The sequence below is a fragment of the Pseudomonas sp. AMR01 genome, from assembly GCF_041946035.1.
Classification (GTDB): Bacteria; Pseudomonadota; Gammaproteobacteria; order Pseudomonadales; family Pseudomonadaceae; genus Aquipseudomonas; species Aquipseudomonas antarctica_B.
Map to the genome: position 1 here is coordinate 16,446 of NZ_JAUTYR010000046.1, position 22,060 is coordinate 38,505.

Genomic DNA, 22,060 nt, shown 5'->3' on the forward strand with positions numbered 1-22,060 from the left:
CCCCGATGAAAAAGTTTTTCAGCCTGCTCGCGACCCTGCTGGTACTGGCTTTGGCGATCTGGATTGGCCGCACATTGTGGGTGAATTACATGGAAACGCCGTGGACCCGCGACGGCCGCGTGCGCGCCGACATCATCAATGTCGCCGCCGACGTCACCGGCGAAGTGGTCGACGTGCCCGTGCGTGACAACCAATTGGTGAAAAAGGGCGACCTGCTGATGCAAATCGACCCGGAGCACTACCGTATCGCGGTCAAACAAGCCCAGTCCCTGGTGGCTTCACGCAAAGCCACTTGGGAGATGCGCAAGGTCAACGCCCGCCGCCGTGCCGACCTCGATGCGCTGGTCATCTCCAGGGAAAACCGCGACGACGCCAGCAACATCGCCGACTCCGCCCTGGCCGACTACCAGCACGCGCTGGCGCAGCTGGAAGCGGCCGAGCTGAATTTGAAACGCACGCAGGTGGTGGCGGCGGTCGATGGGTATGTCACCAACCTGAATGTGCATCGCGGCGACTATGCGCGCATCGGCGAGGCCAAGATGGCGGTGGTCGATATGAACTCGTTTTGGGTGTACGGTTTCTTCGAAGAAACCAAGCTGCCCCACGTGAAGGTCGGCGATAAGGCCGATATGCAACTGATGAGCGGCGAGACGCTCAAGGGCCACGTAGAAAGCATCTCGCGCGGCATCTACGACCGCGACAACCCCGAGAGCCGCGAGCTGATCGCCGATGTAAACCCCACGTTCAACTGGGTGCGCCTGGCCCAGCGCGTGCCGGTGCGCATTCACATCGATGAAGTCCCGGAGGGCGTGCTGCTGGCCGCCGGGATCACCTGCACCGTCATCGTAAACCCCACACAACTCTAACTGTAGAAGCAGGCTCGTGTGGGAGCTGGCTTGCCTGCGATAGCGGACTGTCAGTTGAAGTTTGTGCAGCTGACCCACCGCCATCGCAGGCAAGCCAGCTCCCACATTTTTTGACCGCGTCAGGCCTTGATAAAGGTTTCGTGCAGATGGCGCCACAGCAACGCGCCGCTCGCCTGCTTTTTGAACACCACCGTGGCGCGTCTATCCGTCTGCGTGCCGCTGTCATCCACCTGATGTTCCCGGTAAGTCACCGTCGCCCCGCGCGCATGCCGATCAATCCCGGTCATCTCACTCAAGGTAATTTTCAACCCCGGCCGCATGCCGCCCAGGCGCGTGAACAAGGCCTTCACCCCGGCCGCATTAACCCGCGTTCCCGTGGCGGGCGCCACCATGCTGAACTCCGGCGAGAACCGCGCGAGCAGATTCTGCAACGTGCCTTCAGGTGCAACCCCGGCAAACCATTGTTCGATCTCGACGTGGGTTTGGGTCACTTCGTCAAAAAAATCGCTGTAGTCGATCATCTAAAGCACTCCATCCAATTCGAATCGTTTCTTTAAAACCTTCTCCAGCAACGCCTTGGGCAACAACGCCGCCATCAACGGCAATGCCCGAGAGCCATTGCCTGCGCGTAACAGGCGAGGTGGATTTGATTGTTGAACCGCCTTAAGCACCTGAGCCGCAAATTGGTCGGCGGAGGTCGGGTTGTTTTGTGAAGCCTGGCTGCGCGCACGAATGCCGTCACGCAGCGGCCACCAGGGCGACTTCTCGTTGATCAGCAGCTCAGCCTGGGCTCCGGCGTTTTTGGCGAAGCTTGTGTCGATGGCGCCAGGCTGTACTTCCATCACCCGGATGCCAAATGGCGCCAGCTCCATACGCAATGCATCGCTCAACGCATGCACGGCGGCTTTGGACGCGCAGTACGCGCCGGCAAACGGTGTGACCAACACCCCGGAAACGCTGCCGATGTTCACCACCAATCCCTTGCCAAGGCGCAGTGCGGGAAACAGCGCCTTGGTCACGCCGACGATGGAAAACACATTGGTCTCGAACTGGCGCTGCATGGCTTCGGTGCCGCCGTCGAGCAGCGGGCCCATGCCGCCGTAACCGGCGTTGTTGATCAACACATCCAGTTCGTCCCATTGCTCGGTGAGTTGCAGCAAGGCGGCGCTGTCGTTGACGTCGAGTTGCACGGCGTTGAAGCCGGCGGCGGACAAGTCGGCGACGTCTTGCGGGCGGCGGGCGCTGGCCCAAACGTCGAAGCCTGCTGCTTTAAACGCGTCAGCCAGGGCGCGGCCGATGCCGCTGGAGCAACCGGTGATGAGTACGTTGGGCATGGATCAATCCTTTGTCAGTCCGAGAAGCTGCCTTGCAGGTGCTCGGCGCGAAATTCCAAGGTTTGCGGGCGGTAGCCAGAGCGCAAAGGCGGGGTAGGCAGGCAGTCATCCCAGGTGCCGCCGGCCTGCAGCTCGCCGGGGCCGCGATAGCGCGGGGCGGCGTAGACGTTGTCGGCCAGGTTGACGGTGTCGCCCGGTGCGTAAGCGGCGAGGCGCCAGCGCAGTTCGGTGAGGGGCACGTCGTTGCCGTTGCTCAGGATCAGTTTCAGCGGGCGGTCGGCAGGGCACTCCTCGGGTGCGTAGCTGATGCGCAATTCCAGGCGCGCCAGTTGCGAGGCTTCGCGGTTGTCCAGCCAGACTACCCAGACAGCGACGAAACCCAGGCCGACGGCGGCGGCGAGGGACACCGGCAAGGCTTTGGCGGGGTAGCGCAGAAGGAGGATCAGCCAGGTGATGATCAGGAGAACGCCGAAGAACATGGGGGCTGCCTCAGGAATGGATAGGCCATCCTACTGTGGAGGAGGCAGGTTGACTATCTGCATACCAAGCAGTGAAAGAAGTGGGCGGCAGCTGTGTGCAGGTTGACGGACCGGTCATAGGAAACCGGCGCACTTGATAGTGCCCTCCACATAGCTGCCACTGTGGAGGGCGAAGGTAAGCAGGTTAGGGATCAGGGTCAATGATGACTTTTTTACTGAGAATTAGAGTCTGCCTGCAAGCCATCAATGGAGGCCTCAACCAAGGCCAAACCGGTTTCCGCCAGTTGCAGGCTGGCCCAGTTCAGGTAGCTCTGGTGTTCAGTGCACAGCTCTTGAGCCGCCAGGGTAAGCACGCGGGCTGTGCCCAACACATAACTGGCATGTTCCAGCGCATGTTCGATAGGGATGCCGGGTTGTACGGCAAACAGATTTTCTTCACTGCGGTCGCAGCGGCCGAACGTGGTGGGGCGGGTGGTTTGTTTGGACATGGTCTTGCTCCTTGAGAGAAAAGAAGCTGCCTTGAATCGCCGTCAAACGATTGGGTGGCAACTGTGCGCAGGTTGACGGACCGGTCTCAAGAACCCGGCGCACCCGAAGGTGCCCCACGCACAGTCGCCATAACACTGTGCTGCGGGCACACGGGTGCTCGAGCAAAGAGAAGGGACTATGCGTCTTGAGAACAGCGAGGCCGTCAAACCTCATCACGAATGAGTCGTGACAGGCGCGAGGATAGGCAGGATGGGGGCAGGGGTCAATGTTTGTTGGTGTGCTTCCGGACGCCTTCGCGAGCAAGCCCGCTCCCACATTCGACCGCATTCCAAAGGATGTACGCGGTTGAATGTGGGAGCGGGCTTGCTCGCGAAGAGGCCCTCACAGCCACCGCAAAACCCAAGAAAACGCCCCCACCCAGCCCACTGCGGATAGGGGACGCAGCGGGCTGGATGAGGGCTTCTTGTACGACCGTATTACTGCGCGATAGTTTTCACCGACACGCCACGCTCAACCGGCGTCGAGCGCCCGTAGATATCTTCAAACCGCTCGATATCGTCTTCGCCCAAATAGCTGCCCGATTGCACTTCGATAATTTCCAGGGGGATCTTGCCCGGGTTGCGCAGGCGGTGCACCGAGGCGATCGGGATGTAGGTGGACTGGTTCTCGCAGAGCAGGAACACGTTGTCATCACAGGTGACTTCAGCCGTGCCGCTGACCACAATCCAGTGTTCGGCGCGGTGGTGGTGCATTTGCAGCGACAGGCACGCGCCCGGTTTGACCGAGATGTGCTTGACCTGGAAGCGCCCGCCCATGTCCACCGAGTCGTACGAGCCCCACGGACGATAGACTTCGCAGTGGTTCTGGGTCTCGCTGCGGCCTTGTTCGTTGAGGGTGTTGACCATCTGTTTGACGCCCTGGACCTTGTCCTTGTGGGCAATCATCATCGCGTCTTTGGTTTCCACCACCACGATGTTTTCCAGGCCGATCACCGACACCAGCTTGCCGTTGCCGTGGATCATGCAGTTCTTGCTGTCCTGAATCACCACGTCGCCCTTGGTGACGTTGCCGTTGGCGTCTTTCTCGTTGACCGCCCACAGCGATGCCCAGCAACCCACGTCGCTCCAGCCCGCACTCAGTGGCACCACGCAGGCGCGCTGGGTTTTTTCCATCACGGCGTAGTCGATGGAGTTGTCCGGGCAGCAGGCGAAGGTGGCTTCGTCGAAGGTCACGGTGTCGGCATCCTGTTCGCTGCGCTCCAGGGTCAGCACGCAGGTGTCGTAGATGTCCGGGTCGTGCTTTTTCAGCTCTTCGAGGAAGCGGCTGGCGCGGAACAGGAACATGCCGCTGTTCCAGAAATAACCGCCGCTTTTGACGAACTCGACGGCGCGTTTTTCATCGGGCTTTTCCACGAACTGTTCAACCCGGCTAACGCCTTCGGGCAGCAGCGCATCGTTGGTGGACTTGATGTAGCCATAGCCGGTTTCCGGGCGGGTTGCCGGTACGCCGAACAACACCATCTCGCCACGCTCGGCGGCCACGGTGGCCAGGGCCAGGGCGCGTTGCAGGGCTTTTTGGTCGTCGATCACGTGGTCGGCAGGCAGCACCAGCATCAGCTCGTCGCGGCCTTCGTTGACCAGCATCATTGCGGTCAGCGCCAAGGCGGGTGCGGTGTTGCGGCCAAAAGGTTCCATCAGGATGCGCTGGCATTCCAGCTTGCGGGTGCTCAATTGCTCGTTGACGATGAAGCGGTGGTCCTTGTTGCAGACCACGATGGGGGCGTCCATCCCGTCGAACACCAGGCGTTCCAGGGTTTGCTGGAACAGCGTGTGCTCACCGGTCAGAGCCAGGAATTGTTTTGGGAACTGTTTGCGGGAAAGCGGCCAAAGACGTGAGCCGCTACCACCGGAAAGGATTACTGGGATCATGTGTTTCTCCTTGAATCAATTTGGGTCAGAGCTACGAAGGTTTGTCGTTTCACTCTTGTTTTTGTCTCGGTTCGAATTGACCTGCTCGGTCCCTGTGGGAGCTGGCTTGCCTGCGATGGCGATGTTGGATTCACCATCGCTATCGCGGGCAAGCCCGGCTCCCACAGGGATTGGGGTCAGTTCGAGAAATTAATCAGCGGGTCGACACTGGGCGCTTGACCCAGACTGGCGAAATGCTCGCGCCGGAACCGGTCACGTAGAGCACCGCCGCTTCACCGCGCTCTAGGGCTACCGGCTTCACGTCGCCGACTTTCTTGTCGCCGTCATACAACGCCAGGCTTACCTTCACCGGGTTGATTTCGCGCTCGCCACGGCCTTTGGCGGCCACCGACTTGACCACGTCGGTCTTGCCGTCAGCGGTTTTCAAGGTCAGGGCCTTGTCGCTGAGGTTCTGCACGCGCACCAGGGACTTCTGCTTGTTCTTGAACGGCGGTTCTTCGATCAGCTGTGGCTGACCGGCGCCGCTGTTCACCAGGGTGTAGTAGTGGTCGGCGGCGAGTTTGACCGGCACGGTCTGGCTGCCGACTTTGGCGCTGTAGTCACCGCCCGGCATAAAGCTGAAATCGCTGCTGGCCAACGGGGCCACTTCGCTCAGGTTGGTGCTGCCAACAGTGGCGCTGACTTCCTGGTTCGAGGCGTTGTAAACGCGCACGAAGCTTGAACCTTTAGGTGCAACGGGGCCGTACAAGGCGGCATCACCTGCAAAGGCGGACATCGATACGATGCTCATGCCAGCGGCGAGGGCCAAGGTTTTGGCGAGACGACGCGGAGTTGTAGTGAAAGTCATATGAGTTACCTCTCTTTCAGTTTTGCGCCCGGTCGGGCGTCTCGGATTTTTGATTTTTAACTGGGGTGTTCAAAGCCATGTTTTGTTGGCGCGAACCGGCTTGTTTAAGCTGCGCAACCCACTGCGGGTCGGCATCACCGATCTCGTTGTTGACGGGCAGATAACGTTCCGGGAACTCCCAGATCAGCACTTGTGGCGGGCTGTTCTTGAAGTCATCGCTTTTCAGGTAGCTGAGCATCGGCAGAATCGGGCCGTGGCCGTCTTCGGAGTAGTTGATGACGTCGCTGTGCAAGGCTTGCTTGAGCGCACCGACGAAGTTCCAGTTGGGGTTGGCGCTGTAGCTGGTACCCACCAGTGCAACCGGGGTTTCGCTGTCGGCAAACAGGGCATCGTCGCCTTTGTTTTCAGCCAGGTGCGTGACGCGTTTCTGCAGCGGCTCTTTGGGCGGCATCAGGTTTTCAAACAGCGGGTCCAGCGGCAGGAACAGGCGCAGGTCGCCTTTGTGCGGCTCGGTCTTTTCTGCTTCGGTGACGAAGCGTTGCGGCTCGCCGCTCAGTGGCGTCTTGGCGGCGATCACTTTGGCCAACTGCTTGGCGGCGACTTCAGCACCGTCCGGCGTCCAGTGGGTGTCGGTGCGCAAGAACACTTGCTTGCCGCCGAGCTTGGCCTGTTGCAGCGGGCCAAGCAGGTCCGGGGCGATGATCTTGTCGGCCGCCACACGGGCGTGGAAGTCCTGGTACAGGTTGGCGTGGATGCTCGCCGGTTTCACCTCGCCCAGGTGTTCCGGGTACAGGCGAACCTTGGCCGGAACAATCGCCATCACCAGCTGAATACCTTGAGCCTTGAGCTTCTGGCGCACGCCTTCAACCAGCGCGTAGTTGCCTTGCAGGTTCTGGTCTTCATTGACCGCAGGGTTGAACTCCTCGTCGCTGTACAGCCAGTGATCGCGGCCCAGCACCACGCCAGGGCGGCCTTCGTTGAACAGCTTGTAGTCCAGCGCCGCCCAGAGGTTGGTGCCGATACGCTTGATCGGGAACTCGTCGTCGTAATGGGTCTCGACGGCTTTGGTCCAGCGGCCGTTAAGCACGGTCGCATCGGCGTTGGTGCTGAAGCCGAAGAAACTGCGTATCGACCAGGCGCCCAGGGCCAGCAGCACCAGCATGAACAGGCTCACATAGAGGACGCGTAATGAACGGGTCATGGTCGGCTCCCTCAAAATTGGAAGTAAAGGAACGGCGAGAAACTCTGCGCCGACAGTTTGAAAATCGACGCCACGAACAGCAGCAGCACGGCAGCGCGCATGGCGTAGCGCGGCAGGTCCGCCGTCCAGTAGGCCGGTTGCACGGTGGCGTCCTGGCCCACGGTGAGCCCTGGCTGATGGATGCTGCCCGGGTTGTCGCCCGGCACGGCCTTGATCAGGCTAGGGTCGGCTGGTTTGGTTTTCTCGGCAGGGCGGTTGGTGTAGAAGTCGCGCAGGCCGAAGAACGCCAGGGTTGCGTACGCCACCACCAGGGTTGCCACTTGCAGGCCGGTGAGGTTGGCGCGGTTGAGTTCCGACAGCGACCACTCGCCAAAGCTGAACATCGCACCGTACATACGGCCGGCAACGTGCAGGTTTTCCGAACGGAAGATCACCCAGCCCATCACCACCAGCAGGAAGGTGAACGCCCAGCGCACTACGTTGAAGCTGCGCGGCGCGGTATTGAGGCCGATGGCTTTTTCAATCGCCAGCCACATGCCGTGCCAGGCGCCCCACACGATGTAGGTGATGTTCGCGCCGTGCCACAGACCACCGAGCAGCATGGTCAGGAACAGGTTGCGATAAGTGGTCAGCGTGCCTTTACGGTTGCCGCCCAGGGTGATGTAAAGGTAGTCGCGCAGCCAGGTCGACAGGCTGATGTGCCAGCGGCGCCAGAACTCGGTGATCGACTGGCTGATGTACGGCTGCTTGAAGTTTTCCATGAAGCGGAAACCCATCATCAAGCCCAGGCCGATGGCCATGTCGCTGTAGCCGGAGAAGTCGAAGTACAGCTGCGCGGTGTAGGCCAGCGCACCAAGCCAGGCGTCGCCCGTGGTCGGGGTTTGCAGGGCGAAGCAATGGTCGGCTACCACCGCGAGGGTGTCGGCAATGAACACCTTCTTGATGAAACCCTGCATGAACCGCGTGCAGCCCTCGGAGAATTTATCGAGGGTGTGCGTGCGGTTGTTGAACTGGTCGGCCAGGTCGCGAAAGCGCAACACCGGGCCGGCAATCAGGTGCGGGAAGATCGCCACGAACGCCGCAAAGTCGATCAGGTTGCGGGTTGCGGGCGTGTCGCCACGGTACACGTCGATGATGTAGCTGATGGACTCGAAGATGTAGAACGAGATACCGATCGGCAACAGCACATGGGTGAGGATGAACGGCTCAAGCCCTGCCGACTTCATCATGACGTTGATGCTGTCGACGCCAAAGTTGGCGTACTTGAAGTAGCCGAGGATGCACAGGTCGATGGCCACGCCCAATAGCAGCCAGCGTTGAGCCGGCTTGGTGCGCACGCCTGCCGCACCGACCTTGAGGCCGATCCAGTAATTCCACAGCGTGACGGCGGCGAACAGTGCCAGGAAGTCCACTCGCCACCAGGCGTAGAACACATAGCTGGCAATCAGCAGCAGCAGGTTGCGATAGCGTTGCCCGCTCAAGTAGTACAAGCCGAGAAAGATCGGCAAGAACAGAAACAGGAACACATTGGACGAGAAAACCATCCCGATCTCTCCATGTTTAACAGACAGTCAAGGGCCGCAGCCCCCCCAAACCCCCCCACGAAATTCGGGGGAGGGCGGTACAACATTCCAACTGCCGGAACCGGCTTCAAATGTGGGAGGGGGCTTGCTCCCGATAGCGGTGTGTCAGTTGCTGCATTCGGTGACTGATTCACCGCTATCGGGAGCAAGCCCCCTCCCACATTTTTTACCGAGTACGGTCAGGAACCTTTGTTGCCTTTTTCATGCGCCGGGTCGTAGACCTTGGTCAGGTCGCCGCCAAGGCGGAAGGTTTTGAACGGCTGCATCCCATGCTTGCGCTCGAGCACATCCGGCGCGCAGGTGTAGAGGGTGCAGAAGGGCTCAAGCCAGGCAAATTTCATGTCTTCCTTGAGGTCCTTCATGTCTTGCTCTTTGCCGTTCTTCTTCTCGAAAATCTGCGGGTCTTTAACCCCGGCCAGCACTTTGTCGCCCAGGCGTTTGAGCGCGCCGTTGTTTTCCTGGCGCAGATCAACACCGTTAACCAGGGCAAAACTGGCGATCATCGACAGCGGCGGCAAGGCGTAGTTGTGGTACGACAAGGCGCGTTGCTGACGCTTCAATTCGTTCGGCAGGAAGCCTTGGTCATCCACCTGATTGGCGCCGACCTTGTATTCCTTCACTGCCCAGTCAAACAGGTCGCGACGGTTGGTGGCGATGGACGTCGCCATCACCGACCAGGCGGCCCAATAGGAGTGGTTGTTGGTTTTTTCCAGCGGCAGGTTGTCCCAATCGCTCACCACTTGATCGGCGAGTTTGTTGAACCAGGCTTCGATCAGTTGCGATTCCTGCTGGTGGTTGGCCAGCGGGTGCGAGTCGGAGAACTTCAGGCGCACATAGGCCGAAGCCATGCTGCCCAGTGCCCATTTGCGCATGGACTTGCCGGTGTGGTTGAAGTCCTTGGACATCAACGCATCGGCCTTGGCCCACGACACCAGCCAGTTCAGCGTGCATTCGAGCTGCTCCGGACGACCGTCACGCATGAACTGCATCACGCGCTTGCTGGTGTCTTTTTCCAGCTTGGTGATGTCGGCGGTACTGTCGCGAAAGGCTTTTTCCGACTGCGTGTTCAGGGTTGAACGCGCCTTGTCCGAGCCTTCGTATTTGCTGCGAAACTGCAACGGGCCGGTATACGGCGTCGGCATGGTGTCGCAGTTTTCCTTGAAGTCGCCGGTCTTGAACGCCTCAATCGGCGCGAAGTAGCCCTGTGGCGGGCGCAGCGGTGCGGCGGCATTTACGGAGCCTGCAAAAATGGCCATGCCGAGTAACGTGGGGATCAATAACTTCTGCATAGGTAACCTCATTGCCCGAGTGATGCGGTCTTTTGACCGCCGCTTGGGAATACGTTGCGTGTGCAAATTTTCGCTTCAACCTTCTGCGCGGCCTGGCCCGCTTCCGGGCCTTGCACTTCTACGGCCAGCAAGTTCTGCGAGGCCCAGTCTTCATCGGTGCGCAGTTCGAAGGCGAAACGCCCGTCTGTATCGGATGTTTCGGGTTTCTCGATTTTGAGGTCCTCGTGGCGCCCGTTCATGTACCAGAGGGTGGCTTGCAAGGTTTTCACCGACGGGTCGGCGAAGCGGATATCAACCTGGTGACTGGCGTTACGCAGGTCTTTGTTCGAACTGTTAACCAGCAGTTCGTTCTTGCCGGGCTTGAGCGTGGTGCTTGCACTCATCTGCGCGGTCTTGCCTTCACAGCCGTTGTCGAGCAGCGACATCATCTGGCGGTAGATGGTCTCCTGGTCCAGGCGGTACAGCGGCGAGAACTCCCAGATCAGAATCTTCGGCGGGCTTTTCTGGAATTCATCGCTGCCCAGGTACTGGATCATCGAGCCTTCAAGGCCACCGCCGGGGAAAGCGACGTTGAGAATGTCTGCACCGATTTCCTGTTCGAGGAAGCCGGCAAAGTTGTAGTTCTTGCCGCTGTGGCTGGTGCCGACCAGGGTAATTTGCGGGTTGCCGGTATCACCGAACAGGTCGCCGTCGCCCGCTTCGCCCTTGGGCTCGGTGGTGAATTGGTCCATGTACTGGATCGCGTAGCTGGTGCCACACAGTTGCCCGGCCATGTTGTGCAGGGTACCGGTCTTGCCCATGCGCCCGGAGCGCTTGGTTTCGAATTCACGCTTGGGAATATCGGCAAACTCGGGCATTGCACGCACTTTGGCGCCGACGATTTTTGCCGTGCGCTGGGCGCCGTACGGGGTCCAGTGCTGGTCGCCACGGAAGTAGAAATCATGGGCCGGCAACTCGTCGGGAAGCTGTTCGTTGGTCAACGGCGACAGGTCCGGCACCACATAACCCATCTTGGCGAAGCGCCCGAGCATGGTTTTGTAATTGCCCAGCGCCTTGTCGAAATCGAACCTGGCTTTCTCTTCAGGGTTGAGCTTGTTGCGGTTCACCAGGCCACGGGTTGGCTGGTAAACCACCACCAGCTCCACGCCCTTGGCCTTGAATGCATCATGCAGCTGTTGCATGCGCTTGTAGCCGGCAGGGCTGGTATCGAATTCGGTGCGCAGGTCTTCCTGGGTACGAAACAGCCAGTCGCCCTGGGCTTGAACCAGGGTGGTGAAGTTTTGCTGGTAGCGCGTGGTGTAGTTCTTCGCGTCATGCGCCGCCGGGCACAGGCTGCAGCACGGTTCGGCGGTGAAAGTCGGTGCTTTCACTTCGTCGGCGCGCACGCCCTGGCTGGCGGCGAGCAGGCCGAGGGTCAGACCCGAGAGGCTCAGCAGTTTGATCATGTGTGGGTGCATAAGGGTCATCCTCAGTCCTGCATTTCGGTCTGGCGTTCGACAGGGTCGATCAGCACGGCTTTCTGCTGGCGCACCAGCAGGTCGAGAATTTCTTCCTGACGATCCCCAAGGATGCCGGAGAAGCTGATGCCGCTGGATTTGGTCGGCGCCAGCATCGATACGCGGTACAGCTCGACACTCAGCGGCGAGTCGATGGACAGCGGCCCGCTGCCGTTACCGGCCAGTTCACCGCCGACCACGATCAGCGAAACCTTGGCGTCGAACGGGTCGAGGGCGATGTCGCGGTCGGTGTCGGTCAAGTCCTTGATGTGGCCGTAGACGCCGGTCAAACCGTTGGCCATCGAGGTGTTCTCGTACAGGCGAATGTTCACGCTGTTACGGATGCGGATGCCGTGACGACGGTTGCTGATGACCTTGTTGCCCCACAACAGGTTGTCGCCGCTCTCATAGAGGGTGATGCCGTCGGTGTGGTTGCGGTAGATCTCGTTGTCGGCGATCAGGTTGTTCACGCTGTTACGGTCGATCACCAGGCCCGACAGCTTGTTGTCGTAGCTGCGGTTGTTGAAGATGAAGCTGTCGTTCACTTCCCGGGAAATGATGATGCCGTGCTTCTTCTTGGTGCCGTAGACGGTGTTGTCCGCGATGATCAGGCCGTGGGAACGGTCGTGGGGGTCAATGCCGTAGACGATGTTGTCTTTGTAGGTGTTGCCCTTGAGCACAAAGCCTGTGGTTTCGTAGCAGTAGAAGCCGTACCACATGTCCGAAAACTCGGAATCAATGATCCAGCCGGTCGGCTCGGCGCGCTTGAGCACCTTGGCCATGTTCGGCGTGTACTGGGAAATACTCACCCCGTACGACTTACTGTTGGCATAGCCGAAGCTGGCCATTTTGGTCTTGGAGATGTAGGTCTCGGTGCCGCCCCAGGCCAGCAGGAACGGGCGGAATTCCTTGGGCGACTGAAACAGTGCCGGGCCATTCGCCTTTTCATTCCAGCCGGTGATTTTGGTGTCATGCACAAACAACTGGCCGTCGTTGATCAGGAACGAACCGGCTTGCTGGGACAGGCGCAGCTCCTGGGTTTTCTTGTCGATTTCCAGGATGCCTTTGCGCCCGACCACGATCGGCAGCTTGGCCAGGAACACGCCCGGCGAAGTTTCGCTGAGGTACTGCTTGGGCACTTTTCCGAGCAGGTCCTTGAGGTTCATGTAGCCGTCGTCAACGAAAATGGCCTGGGGAATGCCGTGCTGACGCACCACCCATTCGGCCATCTTGTTGTCGCCGCCGATAAAGTCTTTCAGCGCGTCTTCCTGCATCATGCGGCGAATGCTGACCTTGCCCGGCTTGCTGCGCACGATCTTCTTTTCCATCGCCGCAGCGGTGTAGCCCGACAGGTCGGGCAGCGCCGGCTTGGGCATTTCCAGCGGCGCGGTCGGCGGGCTGGAAATGGTGTAGGTCTTGGCCTGTTGCAGCTCTTTGGCGATGGTCGGCGCCTTCACCGGCGCACCGTCGGCAAAGGCCGAAGTGCTGGCCAGCAGCATGGCTGCGACCAGCAGGCTGACCGAGCCTTTGAGGGCTTGAGGGTTCATCGCGCAGGCTCCCATCAGAATTTCCAGATCACGTCGACAAACGCGCGGTGCATGTACGAATCAACGCCGCTGCCATAGGCGTCGCCTGGCTTGAACACGCCGGCACGCAAGCGCACCAGCGCCGACGGTTCGTCGATCGACTGGCTGAGCGCGGCCGGTAGCAGGCCTTTCTTGAAGTACTTGGTGACCACCACGTCCATCTCCTGACCCAGGTCTTTCTTGCCGTCTTCAAGCGGCAGGGACGTGCTGGACAGGATCGCGCCGGTCACGTCGTCAGTGTTGTTCTCCACGGCATCAATGCCGTTGCTGCCCACCGCCTTGTTGCCGTCGACGCGCCAGAACTTGTGGTACACCAGGCTTGCGTCGTAGTCCTCGCGCAGCTGCCAGGAACCGAACAGGCTCATGGACTGCATGTTGTTCATCTCGCCGCGAAACGCTTCGCCGAAGCGGTGCACGCGAGATTGGGTGCCGGTCCAGTTCGAACGGTTACTTTGCAGGCCGTTCTGCTCGTAGTTGGCGCTGGCGCGCGAATAAGCAGCGCCGACTTGCCATTGCGGGTCGAGGCGCAGGCGCACACCGAGGTCGGTGGCCCAGCCACTCACGTCGTTGCTGCGCTTGGCTTGTGCCGGACGCGTGCCGTCGGCGTTCAGGGCGTTGACCGTGTCGCGGTCGCCTTTCATGCCGGTGACGCTGGCCCAATAGTTGACGGTGTTGGTGTTACGCCAGTTATAGGCGTCGCTGTTGGCTTCGATGCCGAGCCAGGTCTGGTCGCCGTTTTCGCGCTTGTCCAACGGGTCGGTGGCCACGCCCGGTTCGGCGTAGTCGAGCTTGCCGTCGTCATGGGTATGGTGACCGCGCAGGCCGATCCACTGCCCTGGCGTCCACTGGTAGGCGGCGTCGGCATAGAAATGCTGACGGTCCTTGTCCTTGGGCGACAGTTCCTTAAGGTCGGTGCGGTATTCGCTGAAGCGTTCGGCAGCGCCGACATTGGCCTTGAGCAAAGTGGTGTCGAAGGTCCAGTTCAGCGCTTCGATATTGGTGTCGCGCCATTGGCCGTCGTCATTGCGCAGGCGCTGGCGACCGAACTTGAGGATCTCGCCGGGGTAGGGCGTAAAACCGCTGTAGCCGACCCAGAATTCGCGCAGGGCCAGGTAGTTTTTCTTGGCCTTGCGGTCGTCGTTGCTGGATTGCTCAGTGGTGTCGTCGGCCGACTGTTGCAGGGTGTCGGTCTCGATGATGTCGCTGGACACTACGGCCTGGCCCATGGCGTAGGCGCTCCACGCGCCGCTTTCGCCGTAGATCCACGGGCGCAGGTCGAGGCCGATGCCGTTGACGTCGCCGCCTTTCTGCGTGCCGAGGTCGCGGTCGTCTTCGGACTGCGCGGTGGCTTTCACTTCAAGGCCAAAGTTCTTGGCTTCGGTCAGCGCGGCCAGGGTCGGGCACGACCACAGCAGGGCGAAGGTCAGGCCGATACCGGCCTTGACGAATGGGTTGAGCTTCATAGGGATTCCTCGCCGTCTTCGTCTTCCAGGGCGTGCAGTTGCAGCGTGCTCTCGGCCAGGGTGCCGCGCGTCGCCAGCTCCTGTTGCACCAGGCGTTGGCCTTCGGCGCGTTGCTGTGGCGTGAGCGGGGCTTCGAGCTGCGTGGCCAGGTCATTGGCCTCTGGCGTGTTCTGGGCCTTGGCCAATTGGCTGAAGACATAGGCGTTCAATGGGTCGGGCTTGGTGCCCTTGCCTTGGGAAAACAATTGAGCGATGGCGAAGTCGGCGCTGTTCTGGCCGTTGCGCGCAGCGGTCAGCAGGTGGTCGAGGGCTTTTTGCGAGTAGACCTTGCCCAGGTAACCACGACGGTAGATCTGACCGAGGTAGTAATCGGCGGCCACTTCCTTGCCCACGGCTTTTTCGAAGTGCGCTTCGGCGGCCTTGGCGTCAGCCGGCACCCACTTGCCTTCGTAATAGAGCTTGCCCAGTAACAACTCCGCGCGCGGCTGGTCGGCGGCGCGGCCGTTGTCGAGGTACTTCATCATCTGGTCGACGTCGCCCAACTCGGGGAAGTCGTAGAGCAATTGCGCCAGGCTGACCCAGGACGCAGGGTAACCGGGAGCGATTTTTTCCAGCAGCGCTTGCGCGGTTTTCTCGTCGGTCTTGCCCAGGGTTGCATCGCCCAACACGCGAGCCACGCTATCGACGCGCTGTGCGGTGACGGTGCCACGGCTGTAGCCGGCTTCCATCTGCTTGAGCAGTTCGGCCTGCTTTTCCGGCTCGGCTTTTTTCTGGTAGACCGTGGCCAGCTCGACGTAGCAGATGTCTGTGGTGTTCAGCGCTGCTTTGCAGATGCGCTCCACGTCATCCAGGTGCTGGTCGTAGGTGTCCTGGGTGCGATACAGCAGCACCTGGGCCAGGCCGGCTTCCGGATAACCGGCGGCCTGCCATTTGTTGATTTGCTGCTGGGCGTTCACGTTCGGGAAGCTGTGCGGGTATTGCAGGTACAGCATCGCCAGCGGAATCAGGGTGTTGCCTTCGCCATTGGCAAAGGCTTTTTTCAGCAGTCCCTCCGCTTCGTGTTGCTCGGCTTCCGTGGCGCCGGGCTTGGCCACCAGCAGGCGACCGAGGCGAGCCTGGGCGCGCGGCGAGGTGTCGGCGGCGGCGCGGTAAGTGGCCTCGGCCTGGCGGATTTGCTCGGGGTCGCGGGTGCCTACCTGGATATCGGCAAGGCCGACTTGGGCCTCGCTGTAACCCAGGTCTGCCAGTTGCTGGTAGTTCTGCTGGGCGGTGACGGTGTCGCCGCGTTTCAGTGCTTCATTGGCCAGGCGCTGGTCGGGCAGGCCGGCGCAACCGGCCAGGCTGACGGCAAGGGCCAATGTGCACAGAGACCCAATGTGGGAGCGGGCTTGCTCGCGAAGAGGGAGTGTCAGTTGATACATGTGCTGGCTGACACACTGCTTTCGCGAGCAAGCCCGCTCCCACAGGGATTGCGGTGAATTTGAGAGAGTCATCACAGGCATGTCCTCGCTTACAGACCGTGAGCCATGGCTTTATCGATCAGCCAGTTCAGCGATGGGCCACGGTCGCTGGTCACTTCCACCGGGCGGCCGGCGTAGGTGCTGTCCAGCGGTGCATCCGGCTTGATTTGCACGCGGATGTCGGAGGACAGGTCGGCGCTGTTCAGGCTGGTGCTGCTGACGATGGTGCCGGTGCGGATCTGTTCTTCGTCGGCCACCTGGAAGCTCACTGGCGTACCTGGGCGAACGTCGGCGAACTGGCGGTAGGTGAAGCGTGCTTCCACATTGGCCTGGCTGCCACGTGGCACCAGCTGGAAGATCACGTCGCCTTTGCTGGCGTATTGGCCGTCGGCAACCAGCTGCTGCGAAACCACGCAATCACATGGCGAGGTCAGGGTGCCGGTCATTTGCTTGCCGAACAGCTCTTCCACCTTGGCCGGTTGCAACTGGTCTTCGTCCAGGTGGCCCTTGAGCACGTCGAGCATGCTGGTGCTGAAGGTCGCGAGTGGCGCGCCTTTGGCCGCTACCGCGTCACCTTTGAGCAGGCTTTGCACGGTGCCGTCGCGCGGCATGGTCACGTTCATCCCCGGTACGCTGACCAGGCCCGCCTGGGCGTGGCTGACGAAGTACATGCCGTACACCGATTTGAAGACAAAACCGAAGGCGGCAAGGCCGACGATGAAGATCCCTGCGCTGAACGTCACCGCACGCAGACGACCGAATGCAGTCATGCCGCTGCCGCTGTCTTTGACCTTGCGCGCTTTGGTGAAGTTGTCGCGTTGCAGAGTGGCGAGTACGTCGCCCATCGACACGATGTCGCCGGACAAGTGCGAGGTGATCAGGTGACGCAGGGTGGAAATATCCTGTTGTTCCAGGTTCTGGAACTGGCAACCGGTGCGGCCGCTCTGGCGGTCGTAGGAGCGGATTTGCAGCTCGACGTCCATCGCCAGGCCGAGGTTATCGATGACGAATTGCAGTCTGCCCTTGTGCACTTCGCCAACAGTCAGTGGCTGGGTGGCGGTGAAGGCCAGGCCACCGGCGGAAAGGTCGATGACCCGCGCTTCCGTGGGTTTGCCGTCAGTGCCGAAGAAGCGCAGCTTGGCCGGGATTTTGACACGGGCGTGTTGGCGCTGGGCTTCGGATTCGTGGACAACGTTGGCGTTTACAGAGCTATTCATCAGGTGTTTTCCTAAGTTAATTCAGGCTTGGCAGGGTCAGACCATCATCAGCAACACGGCGACGAAAATGCTGCCGGCGGAGAAGGTCATGGTCCGAGACGACCAGGTGTTGAACCAACGTTGAAAGCTGGCCAAATCGCGGGTCAGTTTGGTGTCCTGGCGGGTCCAGGACTGTTGATCAAGGCGGAAGAACACGTAGATCTTCACTAGCGCGCCCATGATCTGGTTGTAATACAGAATCACCGGGTACGCCGGGCCGATCTTGTGGCCGGAACACGACAGCAGCAGGGTGAGAATCAGGCGGGTGATGCCGATCCACAGCAGGTACGCGAGGATGAACGCGCCGCCGTATTTGAAGGTGGCGATGATCGCCACGGTCAGGCCGAGCAGGGAGGTCCACATCGACACGCGCTGGTCGAACAGCACCACGCTGGTGAACAAGCCGAGGCGACGAACACCCAGGCCGAGGGCGCGGGAATTCTGGCGCAGGTTGTTGCCGTACCAGCGGAACATCAGCTTGCGGCTGGCCTTGATAAAGCTCTTTTCCGGCGGGTGTTCCACGGTGTTGATCGCGGCGTCCGGCACGTAGAACGTGTCGTAACCCAGGCGCATCAGGCTGAACCAGCTGGACTTGTCGTCACCGGTCAGGAACTTGAAGCGGCCCAGGCGCCAGTGTTGCAGCGAGTCGCTTTCCACGTCGGCGATAAAGCCCGGGTCGGTGACCACGCTGGCACGGAACACCGACATGCGACCGGTCATGGTCAGCACGCGCTTGGACAGGGCCATGGAGCACATGTTGATGTGGCGCTGGGCGAAGCGCAGCTTGTGCCATTCGCTCATGATGTAGCCGCCGCGCACTTCGCAGAACTCGTTGGTGGTGAGGCCGCCGACATTGCCGAACAGCTGGAACCACGGCACGGTTTTGCGTACCACACCTTCGGCGAGCACGGTGTCGCCGTCGATCACGGCCACCACGGCGCGGTCATCCGGCAGGTGGCGGGAGATGGCGCGAAAGCCAAAGGCCAAACCGTCGCGCTTGCCGGTACCGGCGATGCGCACGAAGTCGAGCTTCACGTGTTCCGGCGGGTTCATGCGTTCCCACAGGCTTTTCACCAGCAGCTCATCGGACATTTCCACCAGCGAGCAGACCACGGTGGTCGGGAAGCCGCATTCGATGGCTTCGCGAATCACCGAGCTGTACACCTGCGCGGTGGTCAGCGCGTCGATACGGAAACTGGTGACCATCAGGAACACATGGGAGGGGTCTGCCGACGTGCCCAGCTTGCGCACTTTGCGCCGCAGGTGCGGGTACACCACGTACAGGAACAGCATGCCGCGAAAGAAATGCGTAGCACCCATCGAGTAGCGCCAGATACCGACGGCGCCAATCAGGAAAATAAAATTCTTCGACTCGGAGTCGAACGTACTCGCCGGCAACAGCAAGGCGAGTCCCATCAGCAGGCTCAAGAAGAACAGCCAGCCGGCGGATTGGAGCAGTACGTGTTTTAACTTGGACATGAGCGTCATCCGAAGGTGAAGAAGGCTTCAAGCTGCAGGCGCTGGGGGGCAGGCCACCTGCAGCTTGAAACTCGCCGTTGCTGTTACCAGCAAATGCCTTCGGTACGGCCACTCACGCTGGTGGCCTGGGACATGAAGCCCACCAGATCGATCACCTGCTTGCCGTGCGGAGCGTTGTGCGCCAGGGCACGGAACTTCTCGTCGCGGTTGCCGAGGATGATCACGTCGGAGTTGTTGATCACATCATCGAAGTCCGAGTTGAGCAGGGACGACACGTGAGGGATCTTGCCTTCGATGTAGTCCTTGTTCGCACCGTGGACACGGGCGTACTCGACGTTGCTGTCGTAGATGCTCAGGTCGTAACCCTTGCCGATCAGCATTTCAGCCAGCTCTACCAACGGGCTTTCACGCAGGTCATCGGTGCCGGCCTTGAAGCTCAAGCCGAGCAGGGCGACTTTGCGTTTGTCGTGGCTTTCGACGATGTCGAAGGCGTTCTGCACCTGGGATTCGTTGCTGCGCATCAGCGAGTTGAGCAGCGGCGCTTCCACGTCCAGGGTGCTGGCGCGGTAGGTCAGGGCACGCACGTCTTTGGGCAGGCACGAGCCGCCGAAGGCAAAGCCTGGGCGCATGTAGTACTGGGACAGGTTGAGGGTCTTGTCCTGGCAGACTACTTCCATCACTTCACGGCCATCGACGCCGACAGCCTTGGCAATGTTGCCGATTTCGTTGGCGAAGGTGACCTTGGTGGCGTGCCACACGTTGCAGGTGTACTTGATCATCTCTGCAACGGCGATGTCCTTGCGGATGATCGGTGCGTCGAGTTCTTCGTACAGCGACTGCAGGACATCACCGGAGGCTTTGTCGAACTCGCCGATGACGGTCATTGGCGGCAGGTCGTAGTCGGCGATAGCGGTGGATTCACGCAGGAATTCCGGGTTGACCGCGACGCCGAAGTCGACGCCGGCTTTCTTGCCGGAGCAGTCTTCGAGAATCGGGATGACCACGTTGGCCACGGTGCCCGGCAACACGGTGCTGCGCACCACCACGGTGTGGCGGGTGGCTTTGTCACGCAGGACAAAACCGATTTCGCGGCACACGGCTTCGATGTAATCGAGTTCGAGGTCGCCGTTCTTCTTGCTCGGCGTGCCCACGCAAATCATCGACAGGTCAGTGTCACGGATGGCTTCGGCGAAGTTGGTAGTGCCGCGCAGTCGACCGGTCTCGATACCCTGGCTCAACAGTTCGCCCAGACCCGGCTCAACAATTGGCGATTTGCCAGCGTTGATCAGGTCGATCTTATCCTTGGAAATGTCTACGCCGACCACTTCATGGCCCCGTGCAGACAGGCAACCGGCACAGACTGCGCCTACGTAACCCAAACCAAATATGCTGATGCGCATCGCATTTACCTCAATATTAATCATGCCAATTAAATGGCCGGAGTTCATGTTTGCAAGCGTCACTGATGCCGCAGAAGTTAGGCGAATAGACGCCGACTTATTGCGTGTAGGCATGTTGAATAACGAGTGACTAACGAGGGCACTCAAGTTGTGCGCAACGTGACCTTATTATTTGAGCTTGCCCTCAAATGCAGCCGGCCTTTCTGGGAGAAGGGCCTGGCGCCAATGCCACAAGGGTTTGATAGAGGCTATAAGCCTTTAAATATCAATGCCTTGGGTTTTATCACTGGCACATTTAGGTAAGCTTGGCCGTGGCCTGATAGTTCCTGGCATATCATCCTTGTCGCCGCAGTTAATCAGTGGGTAGGTAAGGTGACCCATGAGTCAAAGTTGAATAATGACAACTTCGCTACTTCCGTTGGTCGCCGCGTAAGTCATCTCTTACAGCAACAGAGAATTTCGCTACCGGTGGTATGAGCAGTGGTTGAGGACGAAGTTCCTGGCCGCTCATCCTGTGGGCTGACATTTCTTGCAATATTAGAAAAGATGGCACTGGTAGTATATTGATAGCACTGGCTACTTGGGCCAGTAGTTGCAGGGAGTTGGCAAGCGGGGATAGTTTTGTGCCACTAGTGTTGGAAAAAAGTGGTGCCACTACGAAAAAAAATGATGAATGTCGAGTGAAATAATTTTTAGGTTTGCGGCGGGGTGTTTTTTGACGCCAAACGAGTGACAGTTTCGTGGTTGGAATGCGATCAAAACTGTGGGAGCGGGCTTGCTCGCGAATGCGGTGTATCAGTCACAGATGCACTGACTGGTCTACCGCGTTCGCGAGCAAGCCCGCTCCCACATTTGAATCTCATTGCCTGGACGCTGAAGGTATCGCCTTATTCCGGTGCGTGATCGCGCAGGAACACCAAATTGTCCGGCTTGGACAGCTCTGCATTGAAGCGGTAACCCTGCACATCAAACTGCTTGAGCTTGGCAGGGTCGTTGATGCGCTCCTCGATCACAAAGCGGCTCATCATGCCTCGGGCCTTTTTGGCGTAGAAGCTGATGATCTTGTACTGGCCGTTCTTCAGGTCCTTGAACTCGGTGTTGATGATCCGCGCGTTCAAAGCCGTGCGCTTGACCGCCGAGAAGTATTCGTTGGACGCCAGGTTGAGCAGCACGTCGTCGCCTTGTGCGGCCAGCGCTTCGTTGAGCCATTCGCTGATGCGCGTGCCCCAGAACGCATAGAGGTCTTTGCCGCGGGCGTTGGGCAGTTTGGTGCCCATTTCCAGGCGGTACGGCATCATCAGGTCCAGCGGGCGCAGCAGGCCGTAAAGGCCGGAGAGCATGCGCAGGTGGTCCTGGGCGTAGCTGAAATCGGCATCACTGAACGTCTCGGCGTTGAGGCCGGTGTAGACGTCGCCCTTGAAGGCCAGCAGTGCTTGTTTGGCGTTGGCTTGAGTGAACGCGGGGGTCCAGCTGCCGAATCGCGCGGCGTTGAGGCCGCCGATCTTGTCGGAGACGTGCATCAATTCGCTGATTTGCGCCGGGGTCAGTTCGCGCAATTGCTCGATCAACTCCTGGGAGTGGTCGAGGAATTGCGGCTGGGTGAAACGCGGGGTGGCCGGTTTGGACTCGAAATCGAGGGTTTTGGCGGGGGAAATCACCATCAGCATGAAGTTGGCTCCTGTAATCGTTGGGGGATTGTAGGGGGGGAGGGGGTTTGACTCCACCTATGATGGTGATAGGGGTGGTTGTGTACATATCCGTTGCTGCGGTTATGGCTGGGATTGGTTCCGCTCTTACAGCCAGCCCTTTCAAGGTCTTTAGGTAGAGCAGGCGATAAGTATCCCGTGGCGAGCGGGCTTGCCCCGCGTTGGGTTGCGCAGCGACCCTAAAAAGGACGAATGCGG

General features: G+C 60.0%; 18 protein-coding genes. 1 reads left to right on the forward strand and 17 read right to left on the reverse strand.

Annotation, left to right across the window (positions count from 1 at the left end; all coding sequences use genetic code 11):
* Positions 1–5: 5 nt before the first annotated feature.
* On the forward strand, positions 6–866 hold the full coding sequence (locus tag Q7C20_RS24335) for an efflux RND transporter periplasmic adaptor subunit (RefSeq protein WP_375070850.1): 861 nt from the start codon (positions 6–8) through the stop codon (positions 864–866).
* 119 nt (positions 867–985) lie between these two features.
* Here the strand turns inward: Q7C20_RS24335 and Q7C20_RS24340 are convergent, their stop codons facing one another.
* The 17 genes from Q7C20_RS24340 to yaaA all read right to left on the reverse strand — a co-directional run bounded on the left by Q7C20_RS24340 (position 986) and on the right by yaaA (position 21,823).
* Positions 986–1,387, reverse strand: coding sequence for a DUF4440 domain-containing protein (locus Q7C20_RS24340; RefSeq protein ID WP_375070851.1), 402 nt, complete (start codon positions 1,385–1,387; stop codon positions 986–988).
* Entirely contained in the window at positions 1,388–2,200 is an 813-nt protein-coding gene (locus Q7C20_RS24345) for an SDR family oxidoreductase (RefSeq protein WP_375070852.1), read from the reverse strand.
* A 14-nt stretch (positions 2,201–2,214) separates the two neighbouring features.
* Entirely contained in the window at positions 2,215–2,679 is a 465-nt protein-coding gene (locus Q7C20_RS24350) for a multidrug transporter (RefSeq protein ID WP_375070853.1), read from the reverse strand.
* Between the two features lie 212 nt (positions 2,680–2,891).
* Complete coding sequence (locus Q7C20_RS24355; protein WP_375070854.1) at positions 2,892–3,167, reverse strand: DUF3077 domain-containing protein; 276 nt, start codon at positions 3,165–3,167, stop codon at positions 2,892–2,894.
* Positions 3,168–3,644: 477 nt separating this feature from the next.
* A complete protein-coding gene (locus Q7C20_RS24360) occupies positions 3,645–5,096 on the reverse strand; it encodes a mannose-1-phosphate guanylyltransferase/mannose-6-phosphate isomerase (protein ID WP_375070855.1) in 1,452 nt (483 codons plus the stop codon).
* A gap of 193 nt (positions 5,097–5,289) precedes the next feature.
* Complete coding sequence (locus Q7C20_RS24365) at positions 5,290–5,943, reverse strand: alginate O-acetyltransferase AlgF (protein ID WP_375070856.1); 654 nt, start codon at positions 5,941–5,943, stop codon at positions 5,290–5,292.
* A gap of 16 nt (positions 5,944–5,959) precedes the next feature.
* On the reverse strand, positions 5,960–7,144 hold the full coding sequence (locus tag Q7C20_RS24370) for an alginate O-acetyltransferase (protein WP_375070857.1): 1,185 nt from the start codon (positions 7,142–7,144) through the stop codon (positions 5,960–5,962).
* An 11-nt stretch (positions 7,145–7,155) separates the two neighbouring features.
* On the reverse strand, positions 7,156–8,688 hold the full coding sequence (locus tag Q7C20_RS24375; RefSeq protein ID WP_375070858.1) for an MBOAT family O-acyltransferase: 1,533 nt from the start codon (positions 8,686–8,688) through the stop codon (positions 7,156–7,158).
* Between the two features lie 218 nt (positions 8,689–8,906).
* A complete protein-coding gene (locus Q7C20_RS24380; RefSeq protein WP_375070859.1) occupies positions 8,907–10,016 on the reverse strand; it encodes a mannuronate-specific alginate lyase in 1,110 nt (369 codons plus the stop codon).
* Positions 10,017–10,024: 8 nt separating this feature from the next.
* Positions 10,025–11,473, reverse strand: a complete 1,449-nt coding sequence (locus Q7C20_RS24385; RefSeq protein WP_375070866.1) for an alginate O-acetyltransferase — start codon at positions 11,471–11,473, stop codon at positions 10,025–10,027.
* An 11-nt stretch (positions 11,474–11,484) separates the two neighbouring features.
* Positions 11,485–13,074 (reverse strand): mannuronan 5-epimerase AlgG, encoded by a 1,590-nt coding sequence (algG, locus tag Q7C20_RS24390; RefSeq protein WP_375070860.1) that lies wholly within the window; start codon positions 13,072–13,074, stop codon positions 11,485–11,487.
* A complete protein-coding gene (locus Q7C20_RS24395; RefSeq protein WP_375070861.1) occupies positions 13,074–14,561 on the reverse strand; it encodes an alginate export family protein in 1,488 nt (495 codons plus the stop codon). The genes algG and Q7C20_RS24395 overlap by 1 nt, the downstream gene beginning before the upstream one ends.
* Positions 14,558–15,982: an alginate biosynthesis TPR repeat lipoprotein AlgK gene (gene algK, locus Q7C20_RS24400; protein WP_375070867.1), complete on the reverse strand. Its 1,425-nt coding sequence runs from the start codon at positions 15,980–15,982 to the stop codon at positions 14,558–14,560. Before algK ends, Q7C20_RS24395 begins: the two co-directional genes overlap by 4 nt.
* Positions 15,983–16,071: 89 nt before the next feature.
* Positions 16,072–17,238 carry a PilZ domain-containing protein gene (locus tag Q7C20_RS24405; RefSeq protein ID WP_375070862.1) on the reverse strand — a complete coding sequence of 389 codons (1,167 nt, stop codon included), beginning with the start codon at positions 17,236–17,238 and terminating at the stop codon, positions 16,072–16,074.
* A 36-nt stretch (positions 17,239–17,274) separates the two neighbouring features.
* Positions 17,275–18,756, reverse strand: a complete 1,482-nt coding sequence (gene alg8 / locus Q7C20_RS24410) for a mannuronan synthase (protein WP_375070863.1) — start codon at positions 18,754–18,756, stop codon at positions 17,275–17,277.
* An 83-nt stretch (positions 18,757–18,839) separates the two neighbouring features.
* The gene (locus Q7C20_RS24415; RefSeq protein ID WP_375070864.1) at positions 18,840–20,156 is read right to left on the reverse strand and encodes a nucleotide sugar dehydrogenase; all 1,317 of its coding nucleotides are present in this window, start codon (positions 20,154–20,156) and stop codon (positions 18,840–18,842) included.
* A gap of 887 nt (positions 20,157–21,043) precedes the next feature.
* Complete coding sequence (gene yaaA, locus Q7C20_RS24420; protein WP_375070865.1) at positions 21,044–21,823, reverse strand: peroxide stress protein YaaA; 780 nt, start codon at positions 21,821–21,823, stop codon at positions 21,044–21,046.
* Positions 21,824–22,060 lie beyond the last annotated feature (237 nt).

Excerpts from the sequence above, each read along its gene's own strand:
- Q7C20_RS24380 (WP_375070859.1), bottom strand. The coding sequence starts at position 10,016 with ATGCAGAAGTTATTGATCCCCACGTTACTCGGCATGGCCATTTTTGCA.
- Q7C20_RS24385 (WP_375070866.1), bottom strand. The coding sequence starts at position 11,473 with ATGCACCCACACATGATCAAACTGCTGAGCCTCTCGGGTCTGACCCTC.
- Q7C20_RS24340 (WP_375070851.1), bottom strand. The coding sequence starts at position 1,387 with ATGATCGACTACAGCGATTTTTTTGACGAAGTGACCCAAACCCACGTC.
- Q7C20_RS24415 (WP_375070864.1), bottom strand. The coding sequence starts at position 20,156 with ATGCGCATCAGCATATTTGGTTTGGGTTACGTAGGCGCAGTCTGTGCC.
- alg8 (WP_375070863.1), bottom strand. The coding sequence starts at position 18,756 with ATGTCCAAGTTAAAACACGTACTGCTCCAATCCGCCGGCTGGCTGTTC.
- Q7C20_RS24395 (WP_375070861.1), bottom strand. The coding sequence starts at position 14,561 with ATGAAGCTCAACCCATTCGTCAAGGCCGGTATCGGCCTGACCTTCGCC.
- Q7C20_RS24355 (WP_375070854.1), bottom strand. The coding sequence starts at position 3,167 with ATGTCCAAACAAACCACCCGCCCCACCACGTTCGGCCGCTGCGACCGC.
- Q7C20_RS24345 (WP_375070852.1), bottom strand. The coding sequence starts at position 2,200 with ATGCCCAACGTACTCATCACCGGTTGCTCCAGCGGCATCGGCCGCGCC.
- Q7C20_RS24370 (WP_375070857.1), bottom strand. The coding sequence starts at position 7,144 with ATGACCCGTTCATTACGCGTCCTCTATGTGAGCCTGTTCATGCTGGTG.
- Q7C20_RS24375 (WP_375070858.1), bottom strand. The coding sequence starts at position 8,688 with ATGGTTTTCTCGTCCAATGTGTTCCTGTTTCTGTTCTTGCCGATCTTT.
- Q7C20_RS24350 (WP_375070853.1), bottom strand. The coding sequence starts at position 2,679 with ATGTTCTTCGGCGTTCTCCTGATCATCACCTGGCTGATCCTCCTTCTG.
- yaaA (WP_375070865.1), bottom strand. The coding sequence starts at position 21,823 with ATGCTGATGGTGATTTCCCCCGCCAAAACCCTCGATTTCGAGTCCAAA.
- Q7C20_RS24405 (WP_375070862.1), bottom strand. The coding sequence starts at position 17,238 with ATGAATAGCTCTGTAAACGCCAACGTTGTCCACGAATCCGAAGCCCAG.
- Q7C20_RS24365 (WP_375070856.1), bottom strand. The coding sequence starts at position 5,943 with ATGACTTTCACTACAACTCCGCGTCGTCTCGCCAAAACCTTGGCCCTC.
- algG (WP_375070860.1), bottom strand. The coding sequence starts at position 13,074 with ATGGGAGCCTGCGCGATGAACCCTCAAGCCCTCAAAGGCTCGGTCAGC.
- algK (WP_375070867.1), bottom strand. The coding sequence starts at position 15,982 with ATGTATCAACTGACACTCCCTCTTCGCGAGCAAGCCCGCTCCCACATT.
- Q7C20_RS24360 (WP_375070855.1), bottom strand. The coding sequence starts at position 5,096 with ATGATCCCAGTAATCCTTTCCGGTGGTAGCGGCTCACGTCTTTGGCCG.
- Q7C20_RS24335 (WP_375070850.1), top strand. The coding sequence starts at position 6 with ATGAAAAAGTTTTTCAGCCTGCTCGCGACCCTGCTGGTACTGGCTTTG.